This is a genomic window from Paracoccus sp. NSM (assembly GCF_052379855.1).
Taxonomy (GTDB): domain Bacteria; phylum Pseudomonadota; class Alphaproteobacteria; order Rhodobacterales; family Rhodobacteraceae; genus Paracoccus.
The window spans coordinates 386,065-399,239 of the sequence record NZ_JBQTCG010000002.1 but is presented as its reverse complement, the minus strand read 5'-3'; the positions used below and the strand labels follow the sequence as shown (position 1 = coordinate 399,239).

Genomic DNA, 13,175 nt, shown 5'->3' with positions numbered 1-13,175 from the left:
CAAGGCCCCGAACTGCCTAAGACGGGTGCATCATGATCCTTCTGATCGACAATTACGACAGCTTCACCTGGAACCTTGTCCATTACATGGGCGAAGCCGGGGCCGAGGTCATCGTGCGCCGCAACGACCAGATCACCGTGGACGAGGCGCTTGAGATGGCCCCCGAGGGCATCGTGATCTCGCCCGGTCCCTGCGATCCGGCGCAGGCGGGGATCTGTCTCGACCTGATCCGGGCGGCGGCGGAACGCGGCATTCCGCTGTTCGGCGTCTGTCTGGGGCATCAGGCCATCGGCGAGGCTTTCGGCGGCCATGTCGTGCGCGCCAACCGCATCCTGCACGGCAAGGTCGATGCGATCAGCCATGACGGCACGGGGGTCTTCACCGGCCTGCCCTCGCCGCTGAACGCGACGCGCTACCATTCGCTGACCGTCCAGCCCGAGACGCTGCCCAATTGCCTGCGCGTGACCGCGACCTCGGATGACGGCACGATCATGGGCCTGATCCACGAGGCCCTGCCGATCGAGGGCGTGCAATTCCACCCCGAATCCATCGCCTCGGAATACGGGCACGAGATGATCCGCAATTTCCTTGACCGTTGCGCGGCACGGAAAGACGCCGCATGACCGACATCCGGCCCCTGATCGGCATTGCCGCCGAACGCGCCCTGACCGGCCCCGAGGCGACGCTGGCCTTTTCCGCCCTGTTCGACGGCGCCGCGACCCCGGCGCAGATCGGCGGCCTGCTGATGGCTTTGCGCGTGCGCGGCGAGACGGTCGAGGAAATCGCCGCCGCCGCAGGTGCGATGCGTGCGCGGATGAACCGGATCACTGCGCCTGATGGCGCAATGGACATCGTCGGAACGGGCGGCGACGGCAAGGGCACGCTGAACATCTCGACCGCGACGGCCTTTGTCGTGGCGGGTGCGGGCGTGCCGGTCGCCAAGCATGGCAACCGCAACCTGTCGTCGAAATCGGGGGCGGCGGATGCGCTGACGCAGATGGGGATCAACGTGATGGGCGGCCCGGCCGTGGCGCAGCAGGCGATCACGGGCGCGGGCATCTGTTTCATGATGGCACCGATGCACCACCCGGCGATGCGCCATGTCGGCCCGCCCCGCGCCGAACTGGGCACCCGCACGGTGTTCAACCTGCTGGGCCCGCTGACCAACCCCGCAGGCGTGCGCCGCCAGCTGACCGGCGCCTTCTCGACCGCCTGGCTGCGCCCGATGGCCGAGGTCCTGCGCGATCTGGGCAGCGAGGCCGCCTGGCTGGTCCATGGCAGCGACGGCACCGACGAGATCACCATCGCGGGCGAAACGCAGGTCGTCGCGCTGAAGGATGGCCGGATCGAGGAATTCACGGTGACGCCCGAGGATGCGGGCCTGCCGCGCCACCCGTTCGAGAAGATCATCGGCGGCGAGCCTGCCGAGAACGCCCGCGCCTTCCGGGCCCTGCTTGAGGGCGAGACCGGCGCCTATCGCGATGCGGTCCTGCTGAACGCGGCGGCGGCCCTGCTGATCGCGGGGCGCGTGCCCGATCTGCGCGCGGGGGCCGCGATGGCCGCGCAAGCGATCGACAGCGGCGCGGCGCGCGCCAAGCTGGCCGCTCTGGCCGAGATCACCGGCGCCCCCGAATCGTGACCCCGCCCGCCGCCTGGGCGCATCTGCCCTTTTTCCGCGCCGAATGGCCCCTGATCAGCGACCGGCTGGCCGCCCTGCCCGGCTTTCTGCCCGGACCCGGGCGCCTCTTCGCCGCGCTGGAGGCCACACCGCCCGAAAGGGTGCGTGTCGTGATCCTGGGACAGGACCCCTATCCGACGCCGGGCCATGCCAACGGGCTGGCCTTTTCGGTGGAACGGGGCGTGGCGCTGCCTCGGTCGCTGGCCAATATCTTCAAGGAATTGCAGGCCGATCTGGGCGGGGTTCCGGCGGATGGCGACTTGTCCTTCTGGGCGGAACAGGGGGTCTTGCTGCTTAACACGGCGCTCAGCGTGATGCCGAGTCAGGCGGGGGCGCATGCCGGCTGGGGCTGGGACCGACTGGCCCGGCAGGCCGTGGCCGAGGCGCAGCGCCACGGCCCGCTGGCCTTCGTGATCTGGGGCAACCACGCGCAGAAGGCGCTGGCCGGCCTGCCGCGCGCGGGCGATCTGACCGTCGCCAGCGCCCATCCCTCGCCGCTATCGGCGCGACGGGGATTTTTCGGCTCGCGTCCCTTCAGCCGGGTCAATGACTGGCTTGCGGCCTCGGGCCGGGAACGGATCGACTGGACCGGCTGATCCGCACCCCCTTCCCCCACGCGCCATCCGGGGCTAGAACCGGGGCATGAACATTCTCGACAAGATCAAGGCCTACAAGCTGGACGAGATCGCCGCCGCCCGCGCGGCCCGTCCGCTGGCCGAACTCGAGGCGCAGGCCCGCGCCGCAGATGCCCCGCGCGGCTTTGCCCGCGCCCTCGACCGCGCCGCAAAGACCGGCCCGGCGCTGATCGCGGAAATCAAGAAGGCCAGCCCCTCTAAGGGGTTGATCCGGCCCGACTTCGACCCGCCCGCCCTCGCCCGCGCCTATCAGGCAGGCGGCGCGGCCTGCCTGTCGGTGCTGACCGACGGCCCCAGCTTTCAGGGCGCGCCCGATTATCTGACCGCCGCCCGCGCGGCCTGCGACCTGCCCGCGCTGCGCAAGGATTTCCTCTATGACACCTATCAGGTGGCCGAGGCCCGCGCCTGGGGCGCCGATTGCATCCTGATCATCATGGCCTCGGTCGAGGACGCGCTCGCCCGCGATCTGGAAGACGCCGCGATTCATTGGGGCATGGATGTGCTGATCGAGGTCCATGACGCCCGGGAACTGGACCGCGCGCTGGAGCTGAAATCGCCGCTGATCGGGGTGAACAACCGCAACCTCAAGACCTTCGAGGTGACGCTGGACGTGACCCGCGATCTGGCGCCCCGCATCCCGGCCGACCGGCAGCTTGTCTGCGAAAGCGGCCTGTTCACGCCCGCCGATCTGGGCGCGATGATGCAGGTGGGCGCACGGCGCTTCCTGATCGGCGAAAGCCTGATGCGGCAATCCGACGTCGCCGCCGCCACCCGCGCCATTCTGGAGGTCGCCGCATGAGCCTGACGCATTTCGACCAATCCGGTCAGGCGCATATGGTCGATGTCTCGGCAAAGACCGCGACGCTGCGCGAGGCCGTGGCCGAGGGTCGCGTCCGCATGACGCCCGAGACGTTGGCCCTCGCCCAGGGCGGCGCCGCCAAGGGCGATGTGCTGGGCGTGGCGCGGCTGGCCGGGATCATGGGGGCCAAACGCACCGCCGATCTGATCCCGCTCTGCCATCCCCTGCCCCTGTCCAAGGTCTCGTTGGAGCTTGAAGCCGATCCGGGGCTGCCCGGCATCCGCGTCACTGCGACCGTCCGCACCACCGGGCCGACCGGCGTCGAGATGGAGGCCCTGACCGCCGTGACCACCGCCTGCCTGACGATCTACGACATGCTGAAAGCGGTCGAGAAAGGCATAGAGATTCAAGGCATAAGACTGCTTTCCAAGACGGGCGGCAAGTCCGGCCCCTATCGGGCCGCGCCGTGATCTCGGTTGCCGAGGCTCTGGCCCGCGTCCTGGCGCTGGCCCCCGCCCCGCGCCCCGAGACGATCCGCCTTGAGGCCGCCTATGGCCGCGCCCTGCTGGACGCCCCCCCGACCAGCCTGACGCAACCACCCTTCGACAGCGCCGCGATGGATGGCTACGCCCTGCGCGATGCCGACCTGCCCGGTCCGCTCCAGATCATCGGAGAGGCTGCCGCAGGCCATCCCTGGCACGGCACGCCGCGCCCCGGCACCGCGATCCGCATCTTCACCGGCGCGCCCGTCCCCGCCTTCTACGACCGCGTCGAGATGCAGGAAAACACCATCCGCGAAGGCGAGACCGTCACGGTCACGAACCCCTCGGCCGGGCGCCACATCCGCCCGCGCGGCGGGGATTTCGTCGCCGGCCACCGCCTTGCACCGGGCCGCAGGCTGTCGGCCCCCGATATCGGGCTGCTGGCAGCAATGAACATTCCGCAGGTCCAGGTGGCGCGCCGCCCCGTGATCGCGATTCTGCCGACCGGAGACGAACTGCTCCAACCCGGCGCGACCCCGGACGAAGGCCAGATCATCGCCTCGAACCACCTTGCCATCGCCGCGCTGGCCACCGAGGCAGGGGCCGAGCCGCGCCTGCTGCCCATCGCCCGCGACACGGCGTCCGACCTGCAGCGGGGTCTTGATGCGGCGCAAGGCGCGGATCTTCTTGTGACCATTGGCGGAGCCTCGGTCGGAGATCGGGACCTGATCGCACAAATCGCGCAGGATCAGGGGTTTGATCGCGATTTCCACAAGATTTCGATGCGACCGGGCAAGCCGCTCCTGTCGGGAATGCTGGGCAAATTGCCCTTGCTGGGACTGCCTGGAAATCCAGTTTCGGCAATCACTTGCGGCATCTTGTTCATGCAACCTCTGCTGCGGGCGATGCAGGGGATCGATCCCGGACCGAGCCGTCTTCGCGCCCGCCTGTCTCGCGCCCTTCCCCCCGAGGGTCCGCGCGAACACTACCTGCGCGCCAGACTGACGCCGGGCGATGACCTGCCCTGCGCCGATCCTTTCGACAGTCAGGATTCCGCCCTGTTGTCGATCCTTTCCTCGGCCGATGCGCTTCTGGTCCGCCCCGCTGGCGATCCCGCGCGCGAAGCCGGCGAGATCCTCGACTACATCCCCCTTGGCCCCTGACGATTAACGATTTCTTCACGCCGATCTGTTCAGTTTGTTGACGAGATTCGCACGTTGGGCTAGAACAATAACAGAACTTTGGGGAATTGCGGGCCATGCTGACGAAGAAGCAGATCCAGTTGCTGGAATTCATACAAAAGCGCATGGGCCGCGACGGCGTGCCGCCCTCGTTCGACGAGATGAAGGACGCGCTGGATCTGCGGTCGAAATCGGGCATCCATCGCCTTGTCACGGCGCTTGAGGAACGCGGGTTTATCCGGCGCCTGCCCCATCGCGCCCGTGCATTGGAAATCGTGCGCCTGCCGGACGCGCTGATGCCCCGCGACGAGGCTTCCGGCCAGACCGTCAGCCGGGCCGACGGGTTCAGCCCGCGTGTCGTACAGGGCAGCCGCGCGGCGCGTCCGCGCGGTGCGATGTCTGTCGTGGACAGCCCTGCCGTTGATCTGCCGCTGATGGGGCGTATCGCCGCTGGCGTGCCGATCGAGGCGATCAGCGAGGTCAGCCACCACGTCGCCGTGCCCGGAACGATGCTGACGGGGCGCGAACATCATTACGCGCTCGAAGTGACAGGCGATTCGATGATCGAGGCCGGGATCAATGACGGCGATGTCGTCGTGATCCGTGAACAGGATACCGCCGAAAACGGCGATATCGTCGTGGCCTTGGTCGATGGACAAGAGGCGACGCTGAAACGCTATCGCCGCAAGGGCTCGATGATCGCGCTCGAGGCTGCGAACCCTGCCTATGAGACGCGCGTCCTGCCTCAGGACCGAGTTCGCATTCAAGGTCGGCTGGTGGGGTTGATCCGCAGCTATTGAATGCAATCGATCGGGGGCAGGTCAGCCCCCGGCCAGAAAGCCCGGTCCAGCGCGCATCAGCAATTCGCCTGCCAGATCGTCGCCCATCGCCACGCCGTCAGCAATGCTGCCCTCTCGGCTCGCGCTGTGGACCTCGCCTCCGTCCGGCCGCAGGATCTCGCCTCGCAGCACCAGCCGATCGCCGGCCAGTTCAGCCAGCGCGGCGATCGGCGTCTGGCACGACCCGTCGAGGCGCGCCAGAAAGGCGCGCTCGGCGCGCACCCGCAACTCCGTCGGCCGGTCGTTGATCGGCGCCAGAAGCAGTGCGACCATCTCGTCATCGCGACGCCGCTCAACCCCGATGGCGCCTTGCGCCACTGCAGGCAGCATCTGCGTGGGCTCGACGGGGCTGCGCGCGATCTCGGTCAGACCCAGACGCGACAGCCCGGCCATAGCCAGAAACGTCGCGACCGCGATGCCGTCCTGCAATTTCTGCAGTCTGGTCTGAACGTTGCCCCGAAACTCGACCAATTGCAGGTCCGGACGCCGATGCGCCAATTGCGCGCGCCGCCGCAGGCTCGAGGAACCAACGACCGCACCGCGTGGCAATGCATCAATCGAGGCATGATGCGGCGAGATGAAGGCGTCACGGACATCCTCGCGCGGCAGGAAGCAATCGATCACCAGCCCCTCGGGTTGCTGGGTCGGCATGTCCTTCATCGAGTGGACAGCGATGTCGATCTCGCCTCCCAGCATCGCATCCTCGATCTCGCGGGTGAACAGGCCCTTGCCGCCGATTTCGCTGAGGGGACGGTCAAGGATGCGGTCGCCCGTCGTCTTGATCACCACAATGCGGAACGCATCCTCGGGCAGTCCGTGGGCGGCCATGAGCCGGTTGCGCGTTTCGTGCGCCTGGGCCAGCGCCAGCGCCGAGCCGCGCGTTCCGATCCTGAGGGGGCGGGTGGGGTCAGGGAAGCGTGTCATGCCCCCGCCATACCCGCCCGCCCCCAGCTTGACAACGCCCCGTCCCTCGCTTTGAAGGGGTGCAGGAGGCATCATGACCAAACTTCTGCTGCGTGCCCTGGCGGGTGAGACTTTGCCGACCCCGCCGATCTGGATGATGCGTCAGGCCGGGCGCTACCTGCCGGAATACCGCGCGACCCGTGCCCAGGCGGGCGATTTCCTGTCGCTCTGCTACAATCCGGAACTGGCCGCCGAGGTCACCTTGCAGCCGATCAGGCGCTTCGGCTTTGACGCGGCGATCCTGTTTGCCGACATCCTGCTGGTGCCGCAGGCGCTTGGCGCGGATCTGTGGTTCGTGACGGGCGAGGGCCCGCGGCTGAGCCAGATCCGCGAGGCATCGGACCTTGCCGCGCTGAAGCCTGCCGACGCGATCCACGAGCGACTGTCCCCGGTTTACGAAACCATCCGGATCCTTCGCCGCGAGCTTCCGGCCGAGACCACTCTGATCGGCTTTGCAGGCGCGCCGTGGACGGTGGCGACCTACATGGTGGCAGGTCGTGGCACGCCGGATCAGGCCCCGGCCCATGCGCTGAAGGATACGGATCGCGACACTTTCCTTCGGCTGATCGACCTGATCACCGAAGCGACGATCGCCTATCTGTCGCGGCAGATCGAGGCAGGCGCCGAGGTCGTCAAGCTGTTCGACAGCTGGGCGGGCAGCTTGAAGGGCCGGGATTTCGACGATTTCGCTGTCGAACCGGCGCGCCGGATCATTGCTGCCCTCAAGGCGCGCCATCCGGGCGTGCCGATCATCGCTTTTCCGCGCGAGGCCGGGCAACGATATATCGGCTTTGCAAAAGCGACCGGGGCGGATTGCGTGGCGCTGGACAATTCGGTGTCCGCCGAATGGGCTGCGGCCCATGTCCAGGTCGATGGATGCGTGCAGGGCAATCTGGCGCCGCAGCACATGGTCACGGGCGGGCCGGAACTGGTCGCAGAGGCGCAGCGGATCACGCGCGCCTTCCGGGGCGGACCACATATCTTCAATCTGGGCCACGGGATCACGCCGGATGCCGATCCCGACAATGTCGCGCGGATGATCGAGGCGGTCAGAACCGCCTGATCGACCGGCCAGCCGATCAGCGGGCAACCGCGCCGGGCCAACCTTCGGAGCGCAGGCGGTTCAGCACCTCGATCAATGTCCGGCGGTCGTCGAAGGGGCCGGCCATGATGACCATCGGCTGATCAGGATCGGCCCTCAGGCGGACGGCAGGCAGGCGCTTTGCCGCCAATGCCCGGATCGCGCGGTCAGCATCGTCAGGCCGGAAAGCACCGATCTGCACGTAGCGGGCATGAGCCGGAATCATCTCGACACCCGCAACCGGTGCTGCCGCGCGGCGCGTCGGTGCGCCGCCGGCCTGTCCGGCAGATGCCTCTGGCGCGCGGGCGTGTGTGGCAGCGGCGGCCGCGGGGCGTGGCGGTGCAGGGTCTGCAGGGGATGCCACCTGACGTGACGCGGGCGTCATATCGCCCAGCACCGCGCCGGGTGCAGGCGAGCGCGAGCCAGGGCAGAATCCTGTCGGGTCCGGCACCCCCCCCTCGACCGGATCGTCACCATAACCCAGCCGGCGGCAGAGATCACTCTGCACGCCGAAACCCTGCGCGGCACGCTGCTGCACCGCAAGGCTGGCCGCGATCTGTTCGCTGAGTGGCGAAGGGGCAGCCGGTGTCGGTGCGACCACGGGCGTGGGTTCGGCAAGATCCGCCTGACGCAATTCCTCGGCCAGCCTTTCTGCCAAGAGGGCGGCCGGATCGGCTGGAGGTTCGGGCGGTCCCATGAGCAGCACATGGCTGCTGTCAGGATCGAGGCGGCGCATTTCGATACTGGGTGGAAAGCCGCAGAGGGGTTCACCGGCGCTGCCGGTGCGCGCCTGCCAGCCGCCCTCGACCCGCTGAAAGACGCAGCCTTTTCCGTCGATATACTGAACGCCCGTGAAATTCCCGGGCGGCGGCGGGACCGGCGCGGCAAGGGCCGCAAGCGGGGCCAGCAACAGCGCCATCAGGACCGGAACACGCATCATGGGATCACCTTGCCGCAAACTGCGACAAGGATTAGCGCAAGGGCGTGAAGGCCCGGTTAACGGCCGCTATTTCGTGCCGAACATCCGGTCGCCCGCATCGCCCAGACCGGGCACGATATAGCCGTGGTGGTCCAGCCGCTCGTCCAGTGCGGCGGTGAAAATCGGGACGTCGGGATGCGCCTCGTGCATCCGCTGGACGCCCTCGGGTGCGGCCAGGAGGCACAGGAATCGCAGGTTTTTCGCGCCGCGTTCCTTCAGCATGTCGATGGCCGCGACCGAGGAATTGCCTGTGGCCAGCATCGGATCGACAACGATGGTCATGCGCGCATCCAGCTCGCGCGGGACCTTGCAGTAATATTCGACAGGCTTCAGCGTCTCGGGGTCGCGGTAGAGGCCGACAAAGCCCACCCGCGCGCCGGGAATCAGTTCGAGGATGCCGTCCAGCAGCCCGTTCCCCGCCCGCAGGATCGAGATCAACGCAAGCTTCTTGCCCTCGAGCGTGGGGGCCTCCATCTCGCAAAGCGGCGTCTCGATCCGGGTTGTGGTCAGTTCCAGCTCGCGCGTGACCTCATAGGCCAGAAGCAGGCTGATCTCGCGCAGAAGGCGGCGGAAACCGGCGGTGGACACGTCCTTTTGCCGCATGATCGACAGCTTGTGCTGCACCAGCGGGTGATCGACGACGGTCAGGTGCTGCATCAGGCAAAGTCCTTCATCAGGCGGTCGCGGGTGGCCTGGTCGCAGAAAGCGGCCTCCAGCGCCCAGAGATTGATCTGTCGGAATTCCGTATCGCCCCAGCCGAAGGTCGAGGCAAGCCGGTCGTATTCATCACGCATGGTGGTGTGGAAAAACGGCGGATCATCGGTCGAGACGGTGACGCGCAGCCCCGCATCGGCCAGCCGCGCGATGGGATGGGCGGCCCAGTCCGGCACGACCCCAAGCGCCACGTTCGAGCCGGGGCAGACCTCCAGCGTGATCTCGGCCTCGCGCAGGTCGCGCATCAGATCCGCATCCTCGATGGACTGCACGCCGTGGCCGATCCGGGTGCAGCCAAGCGCCAGCGCCTCGCGGATCGAGGCGGGCCCGCCCCATTCGCCCGCATGGCAGGTCAGGCCAAGCCCGGCCTCGCGCGCGCAATCATAGGACCAGGCGAAATCGGTGGCCTTGTGCATCTGCTCGGCCCCGCCCATGCCGAAGCCCGTGACCCAGCCCGTCCAGTCGGCCGAGGCGGTCTCGGCGGCGCAGCGCGCGGTCAGGCGGGCGCGTTCGGGGCCGAAATGGCGGATGATCGTCACGACGGCGCGGCTGTCGATCCCTTGGGCGCGGGCCTTGTCGGCCACCTCGGTCATGGCGGCCAGATAATCGCGCCATGCGGACAGATCGCCGCCGCCGCAGAACTCGGGCGAGACGAAGAATTCGGTGTAGATCACGCCTTCCTCGGCGCTGCGTTCCAGCACCTCGGCCAGCAGGCGGGCGTAATCGCGCGGGGTTTTCAGAACGGCGGTCGCCGCCTCGTAGCAGCGCAGGAAGCCCTCGAAGCCGTGATAGGCATAGGCGCCGCGTTCGTCGAAGACGCCGGTCAGGTCGGCGCCCTTTTCCTTGGCCAGCGCGCGGATGAAATCGGGGGGCGCGGCGCCCTCAAGATGAAGGTGAATCTCGGTCTTCTTCATAGAAAGGATGTCCCATGTGCGGCAGCGGGCAGGCCCAGATGGGCCAGCACCGAGGCGCCGATATCGGAAAAGCCGACCAGCCCGGCCCCGCCCCGCCCCGCGCCATGCACCAGGACCGGCACGCGTTCGCGCGTGTGGTCGGTGCCGTGCCAAGACGGGTCGTTGCCGTGATCGGCGGTGAAGACGGCCAGATCGCCCGGCCGCAAGGTCGCCAGAAAGCGCCCGGCAACCGTATCGAACCATTCAAGATGGGCCGCATAGCCCGGAATGTCGCGGCGATGGCCGAAAGCTGCGTCGAATTCGACGAAATTGGCGAAGGTCAGGCTGCCCGGCTCGGCTGTGCGGCCAAGGCGGATCAGGTGGTCGGCAAGGTCGGCATCCGAGCCCTTGTGCTGATGGGTGATGCCGCGATGGCTGAAGATGTCGCCGATCTTGCCCACCGCATGGGTGACGCGCGCTGCCCTGTGCGCGATGTCGAGGATCGTGTCGCCCGGCGGCGCGATGGCGAAATCGCGGCGGTTGGCGGTGCGCTGGAACGCGCCCGGCTGGCCGCGAAAGGGCCGCGCGATGACGCGGCCCACGCGCATCTGATGCAGCATCGGCGCCAGACCCCGGCACAGCGCGATCAGCCGGTCGAGGCCGAACGCATCCTCATGCGCGGCGATCTGCAACACGCTGTCGGCCGAGGTGTAGCAGATCGGCCAGCCGGTCCGCAGATGGTCGGCGCCGAAGCGGTCGATGATCTCGGTCCCCGAGGCGTGGCAATCGCCCAAGATACCATCACTCCCCGCCAGATCGCGGATGCGGGCCGTGACCTCGGGTGGAAAGCTGGGAACGGTCTTTGGAAAGTAGTGCCATTCCCACGGAACGGGGACGCAGGCGATCTCCCAATGGCCCGAGGGGGTGTCCTTGCCCTGCGAGATCTCGGTCGCCGCGGCCCAGAGGCCCGAGGGTTCGGCGTCCAGCCCCGGCGCATCCGCCCCCGAGGCCAGACGCAGCGCCGCGCCCAGCCCCAGAGCGTCCAGAACCGGCATCCGCAGGGGATGCGCGGCGGCGATATGGGCCAGCGTATTGGCGCCGGTATCGGGCAGGCCGTCATTGAAGAACAAGGCCGCGTCGGGGGCGCCGCCGATGCCCAGACTGTCCATCACGATCAGGAACGCGCGGTTCATGGGGCGATCCTTGCACGGACCAGCGGGCCGGGATCGGCGGCCTCGCCCAGATGATAGGCCGCGGCGACGGCGGCGGCGGCGATCTCGGCTGCGGTCTCGTCGGCGGCGTGGATCATGGCCAGCGGCCGGTCGGGGCCGACCGCCTCGCCCAGACGGGCCAGCGCATCCAGGCCCACGCGCGGATCAATCGCCTCACCGGCCCGCACGCGACCGCCGCCAAGGGCCACGACCGCATGGCCAAGCGCGGTCACATCAATCCGCGCGACATGGCCCCGGGGCGCAGGTACCGGGAGGATGACCGGGGCGCGGGCCAGATGCGCCTCGGGGCGGTCAATCAGGTCCGAGGGGCCGCCCTGCGCGGCGACCATGCGGGCAAAACGCTCGGCGGCGGCGCCGCTTTCCAGCGTCTCGGCCAGACCCTCGGCGCCTTGCCCGGCCAGTGTCAGCGCCTCGGCGGCCAAGGCCAGCGTCAGGTCGCGCAGCGCGCCACACTCGCCGCGCAGGACGCGGATCGCCTCCGCCACCTCCAGCGCGTTGCCGGCGCTGCGGGCAAGGGGCTGGTCCATGTCGGTGATCAGCGCCGCCGTCCGGCAACCCGCGCCATTCGCGGTCTCGACCAGCGCATGGGCCAGCCTTTCGGCGCTGTCGGCCTTCTTGAGGATCGCGCCCGAGCCGGATTTCACGTCCAGAACCAGCGCATCCAGCCCCGCCGCCAGCTTCTTGGACAGGATCGAGGCGGTGATCAGGTCGATGGATTCCACCGTGCCCGATTCGTCGCGGATCGCGTAGAGGCGGCGGTCGGCGGGCGCGAATTCGCCCGTCGCCGCGACGATGGCGCAGCCAACCTGACGGGTGATGCGGCGGAGATCATCCTCGGGCTGGTCGCAGACATAGCCGGGGATCGCCTCCAGCTTGTCCAGCGTGCCGCCGGTATGGCCCAGCCCCCGACCCGAGATCATCGGCACGAAACAGCCCCGCGCGGCCAGAAGCGGCGCAAGGATCAGGCTGACCGTATCCCCGATGCCGCCGGTCGAATGCTTGTCCACGACAGGGCCGGACAGGTCCCAATGCAGCACATGCCCCGAATCGCGCATGGCCCGCGTCAGCGCAACCCGGCCCGGCACGCCCAGACCCCGCGTCAGCACCGCCATGGCGAAGGCCCCCGCCTGCGCGTCGCTGACCGACCCGTCGGCCAGCCCCTGCGCGATCAGCGCGGCCCCCGGACCGTCAAGCCCGCGCCCGTCGCGCACCGCCGCAATCACCGGGCGCGGATCGGTCATGTCCGGGCCATGTGGCCGGCGTCAAAGCGGCCCGGCAAGAGGTCGCCGATCGTGGTCTCCAAAAGCGCGCCATCCGTCGTGGCCAGCGTGACCGGTACGTCGGCGCGCCCGAACTCGGCCAGTTTCTGGCGGCAGCCGCCGCAGGGCGGCACGGGGCTGGGGCTGTCGGCGATCACGGCGACCTCGACCAGTTCGGTCTCCCCTGCGGCCACCATCGCGGCGATGGCGCCCGCCTCGGCGCAGGTGCCCTCGGGATAGGCCACGTTCTCCACATTGCAGCCGCGATAGACCGCGCCCGACGCCCCGCGGATCGCCGCGCCGACCTTGAAGCGCGAATAGGGGACATAGGCGCGCTCGCGCACCTCGCGGGCAGCATCGACAAGGGACATGTTCAAGCCTTTCATCCGTATTCCCCGCAATTTGCGCCCGCATTGCGCGACGCGCAAGCCGCCAGCCGC

The 13,175-nt window shown here is 68.6% G+C and carries 15 protein-coding genes; 8 read left to right on the top strand and 7 right to left on the bottom strand.

What is annotated here, in order from left to right; genetic code table 11:
• The first annotated feature begins 32 nt into the window (after positions 1 to 32).
• The 7 genes from ACTZWU_RS05085 to lexA all read left to right on the top strand — a co-directional run bounded on the left by ACTZWU_RS05085 (position 33) and on the right by lexA (position 5,575).
• Positions 33 to 623, top strand: coding sequence for an anthranilate synthase component II (locus tag ACTZWU_RS05085; protein ID WP_444736266.1), 591 nt, complete (start codon positions 33 to 35; stop codon positions 621 to 623).
• Positions 620 to 1,639: an anthranilate phosphoribosyltransferase gene (gene trpD, locus ACTZWU_RS05080; protein WP_444736265.1), complete on the top strand. Its 1,020-nt coding sequence runs from the start codon at positions 620 to 622 to the stop codon at positions 1,637 to 1,639. The genes ACTZWU_RS05085 and trpD overlap by 4 nt, the downstream gene beginning before the upstream one ends.
• Positions 1,636 to 2,274, top strand: coding sequence for a uracil-DNA glycosylase (locus tag ACTZWU_RS05075; RefSeq protein ID WP_444736264.1), 639 nt, complete (start codon positions 1,636 to 1,638; stop codon positions 2,272 to 2,274). Before trpD ends, ACTZWU_RS05075 begins: the two co-directional genes overlap by 4 nt.
• Before the next feature lie 46 nt (positions 2,275 to 2,320).
• The gene (trpC, locus tag ACTZWU_RS05070; protein WP_444736263.1) at positions 2,321 to 3,112 is read left to right on the top strand and encodes an indole-3-glycerol phosphate synthase TrpC; all 792 of its coding nucleotides are present in this window, start codon (positions 2,321 to 2,323) and stop codon (positions 3,110 to 3,112) included.
• Positions 3,109 to 3,582: a cyclic pyranopterin monophosphate synthase MoaC gene (gene moaC, locus ACTZWU_RS05065; RefSeq protein ID WP_444736262.1), complete on the top strand. Its 474-nt coding sequence runs from the start codon at positions 3,109 to 3,111 to the stop codon at positions 3,580 to 3,582. The genes trpC and moaC overlap by 4 nt, the downstream gene beginning before the upstream one ends.
• Complete coding sequence (locus ACTZWU_RS05060; protein WP_444736261.1) at positions 3,579 to 4,757, top strand: molybdopterin molybdotransferase MoeA; 1,179 nt, start codon at positions 3,579 to 3,581, stop codon at positions 4,755 to 4,757. The genes moaC and ACTZWU_RS05060 overlap by 4 nt, the downstream gene beginning before the upstream one ends.
• Positions 4,758 to 4,852: 95 nt before the next feature.
• Complete coding sequence (gene lexA, locus ACTZWU_RS05055; protein ID WP_444736260.1) at positions 4,853 to 5,575, top strand: transcriptional repressor LexA; 723 nt, start codon at positions 4,853 to 4,855, stop codon at positions 5,573 to 5,575.
• A gap of 21 nt (positions 5,576 to 5,596) precedes the next feature.
• On the opposite strand, the gene hemC is transcribed toward lexA, so the two are convergent.
• Positions 5,597 to 6,538 carry a hydroxymethylbilane synthase gene (gene hemC / locus ACTZWU_RS05050; RefSeq protein WP_444736259.1) on the bottom strand — a complete coding sequence of 314 codons (942 nt, stop codon included), beginning with the start codon at positions 6,536 to 6,538 and terminating at the stop codon, positions 5,597 to 5,599.
• A 73-nt stretch (positions 6,539 to 6,611) separates the two neighbouring features.
• On the opposite strand from hemC, the gene hemE reads away from it, so the two are divergent.
• Positions 6,612 to 7,640 carry a uroporphyrinogen decarboxylase gene (gene hemE / locus ACTZWU_RS05045; protein ID WP_444736258.1) on the top strand — a complete coding sequence of 343 codons (1,029 nt, stop codon included), beginning with the start codon at positions 6,612 to 6,614 and terminating at the stop codon, positions 7,638 to 7,640.
• Positions 7,641 to 7,656: 16 nt separating this feature from the next.
• Here hemE and ACTZWU_RS05040 read toward each other — a convergent pair whose 3' ends face one another.
• The 6 genes from ACTZWU_RS05040 to ACTZWU_RS05015 form a co-directional block, all read right to left on the bottom strand.
• Complete coding sequence (locus ACTZWU_RS05040) at positions 7,657 to 8,598, bottom strand: SPOR domain-containing protein (protein ID WP_444736257.1); 942 nt, start codon at positions 8,596 to 8,598, stop codon at positions 7,657 to 7,659.
• A 66-nt stretch (positions 8,599 to 8,664) separates the two neighbouring features.
• On the bottom strand, positions 8,665 to 9,294 hold the full coding sequence (gene upp, locus ACTZWU_RS05035; protein ID WP_444736256.1) for a uracil phosphoribosyltransferase: 630 nt from the start codon (positions 9,292 to 9,294) through the stop codon (positions 8,665 to 8,667).
• On the bottom strand, positions 9,294 to 10,274 hold the full coding sequence (locus tag ACTZWU_RS05030; RefSeq protein WP_444736427.1) for an adenosine deaminase: 981 nt from the start codon (positions 10,272 to 10,274) through the stop codon (positions 9,294 to 9,296). Before ACTZWU_RS05030 ends, upp begins: the two co-directional genes overlap by 1 nt.
• A complete protein-coding gene (locus ACTZWU_RS05025) occupies positions 10,262 to 11,437 on the bottom strand; it encodes a phosphopentomutase (protein WP_444736255.1) in 1,176 nt (391 codons plus the stop codon). Before ACTZWU_RS05025 ends, ACTZWU_RS05030 begins: the two co-directional genes overlap by 13 nt.
• Entirely contained in the window at positions 11,434 to 12,717 is a 1,284-nt protein-coding gene (locus tag ACTZWU_RS05020) for a thymidine phosphorylase (RefSeq protein WP_444736254.1), read from the bottom strand. The genes ACTZWU_RS05025 and ACTZWU_RS05020 overlap by 4 nt, the downstream gene beginning before the upstream one ends.
• Complete coding sequence (locus ACTZWU_RS05015) at positions 12,714 to 13,106, bottom strand: cytidine deaminase (RefSeq protein ID WP_444736253.1); 393 nt, start codon at positions 13,104 to 13,106, stop codon at positions 12,714 to 12,716. Before ACTZWU_RS05015 ends, ACTZWU_RS05020 begins: the two co-directional genes overlap by 4 nt.
• Between the last annotated feature and the right edge of the window lie 69 nt (positions 13,107 to 13,175).

Coding starts and splice junctions, on each gene's coding strand:
- ACTZWU_RS05085 (WP_444736266.1), top strand. CDS start 33: ATGATCCTTCTGATCGACAATTACGACAGCTTCACCTGGAACCTTGTC.
- trpD (WP_444736265.1), top strand. CDS start 620: ATGACCGACATCCGGCCCCTGATCGGCATTGCCGCCGAACGCGCCCTG.
- trpC (WP_444736263.1), top strand. CDS start 2,321: ATGAACATTCTCGACAAGATCAAGGCCTACAAGCTGGACGAGATCGCC.
- moaC (WP_444736262.1), top strand. CDS start 3,109: ATGAGCCTGACGCATTTCGACCAATCCGGTCAGGCGCATATGGTCGAT.
- lexA (WP_444736260.1), top strand. CDS start 4,853: ATGCTGACGAAGAAGCAGATCCAGTTGCTGGAATTCATACAAAAGCGC.
- hemC (WP_444736259.1), bottom strand. CDS start 6,538: ATGACACGCTTCCCTGACCCCACCCGCCCCCTCAGGATCGGAACGCGC.
- hemE (WP_444736258.1), top strand. CDS start 6,612: ATGACCAAACTTCTGCTGCGTGCCCTGGCGGGTGAGACTTTGCCGACC.
- ACTZWU_RS05040 (WP_444736257.1), bottom strand. CDS start 8,598: ATGATGCGTGTTCCGGTCCTGATGGCGCTGTTGCTGGCCCCGCTTGCG.
- upp (WP_444736256.1), bottom strand. CDS start 9,294: ATGCAGCACCTGACCGTCGTCGATCACCCGCTGGTGCAGCACAAGCTG.
- ACTZWU_RS05025 (WP_444736255.1), bottom strand. CDS start 11,437: ATGAACCGCGCGTTCCTGATCGTGATGGACAGTCTGGGCATCGGCGGC.
- ACTZWU_RS05020 (WP_444736254.1), bottom strand. CDS start 12,717: ATGACCGATCCGCGCCCGGTGATTGCGGCGGTGCGCGACGGGCGCGGG.
- ACTZWU_RS05015 (WP_444736253.1), bottom strand. CDS start 13,106: ATGTCCCTTGTCGATGCTGCCCGCGAGGTGCGCGAGCGCGCCTATGTC.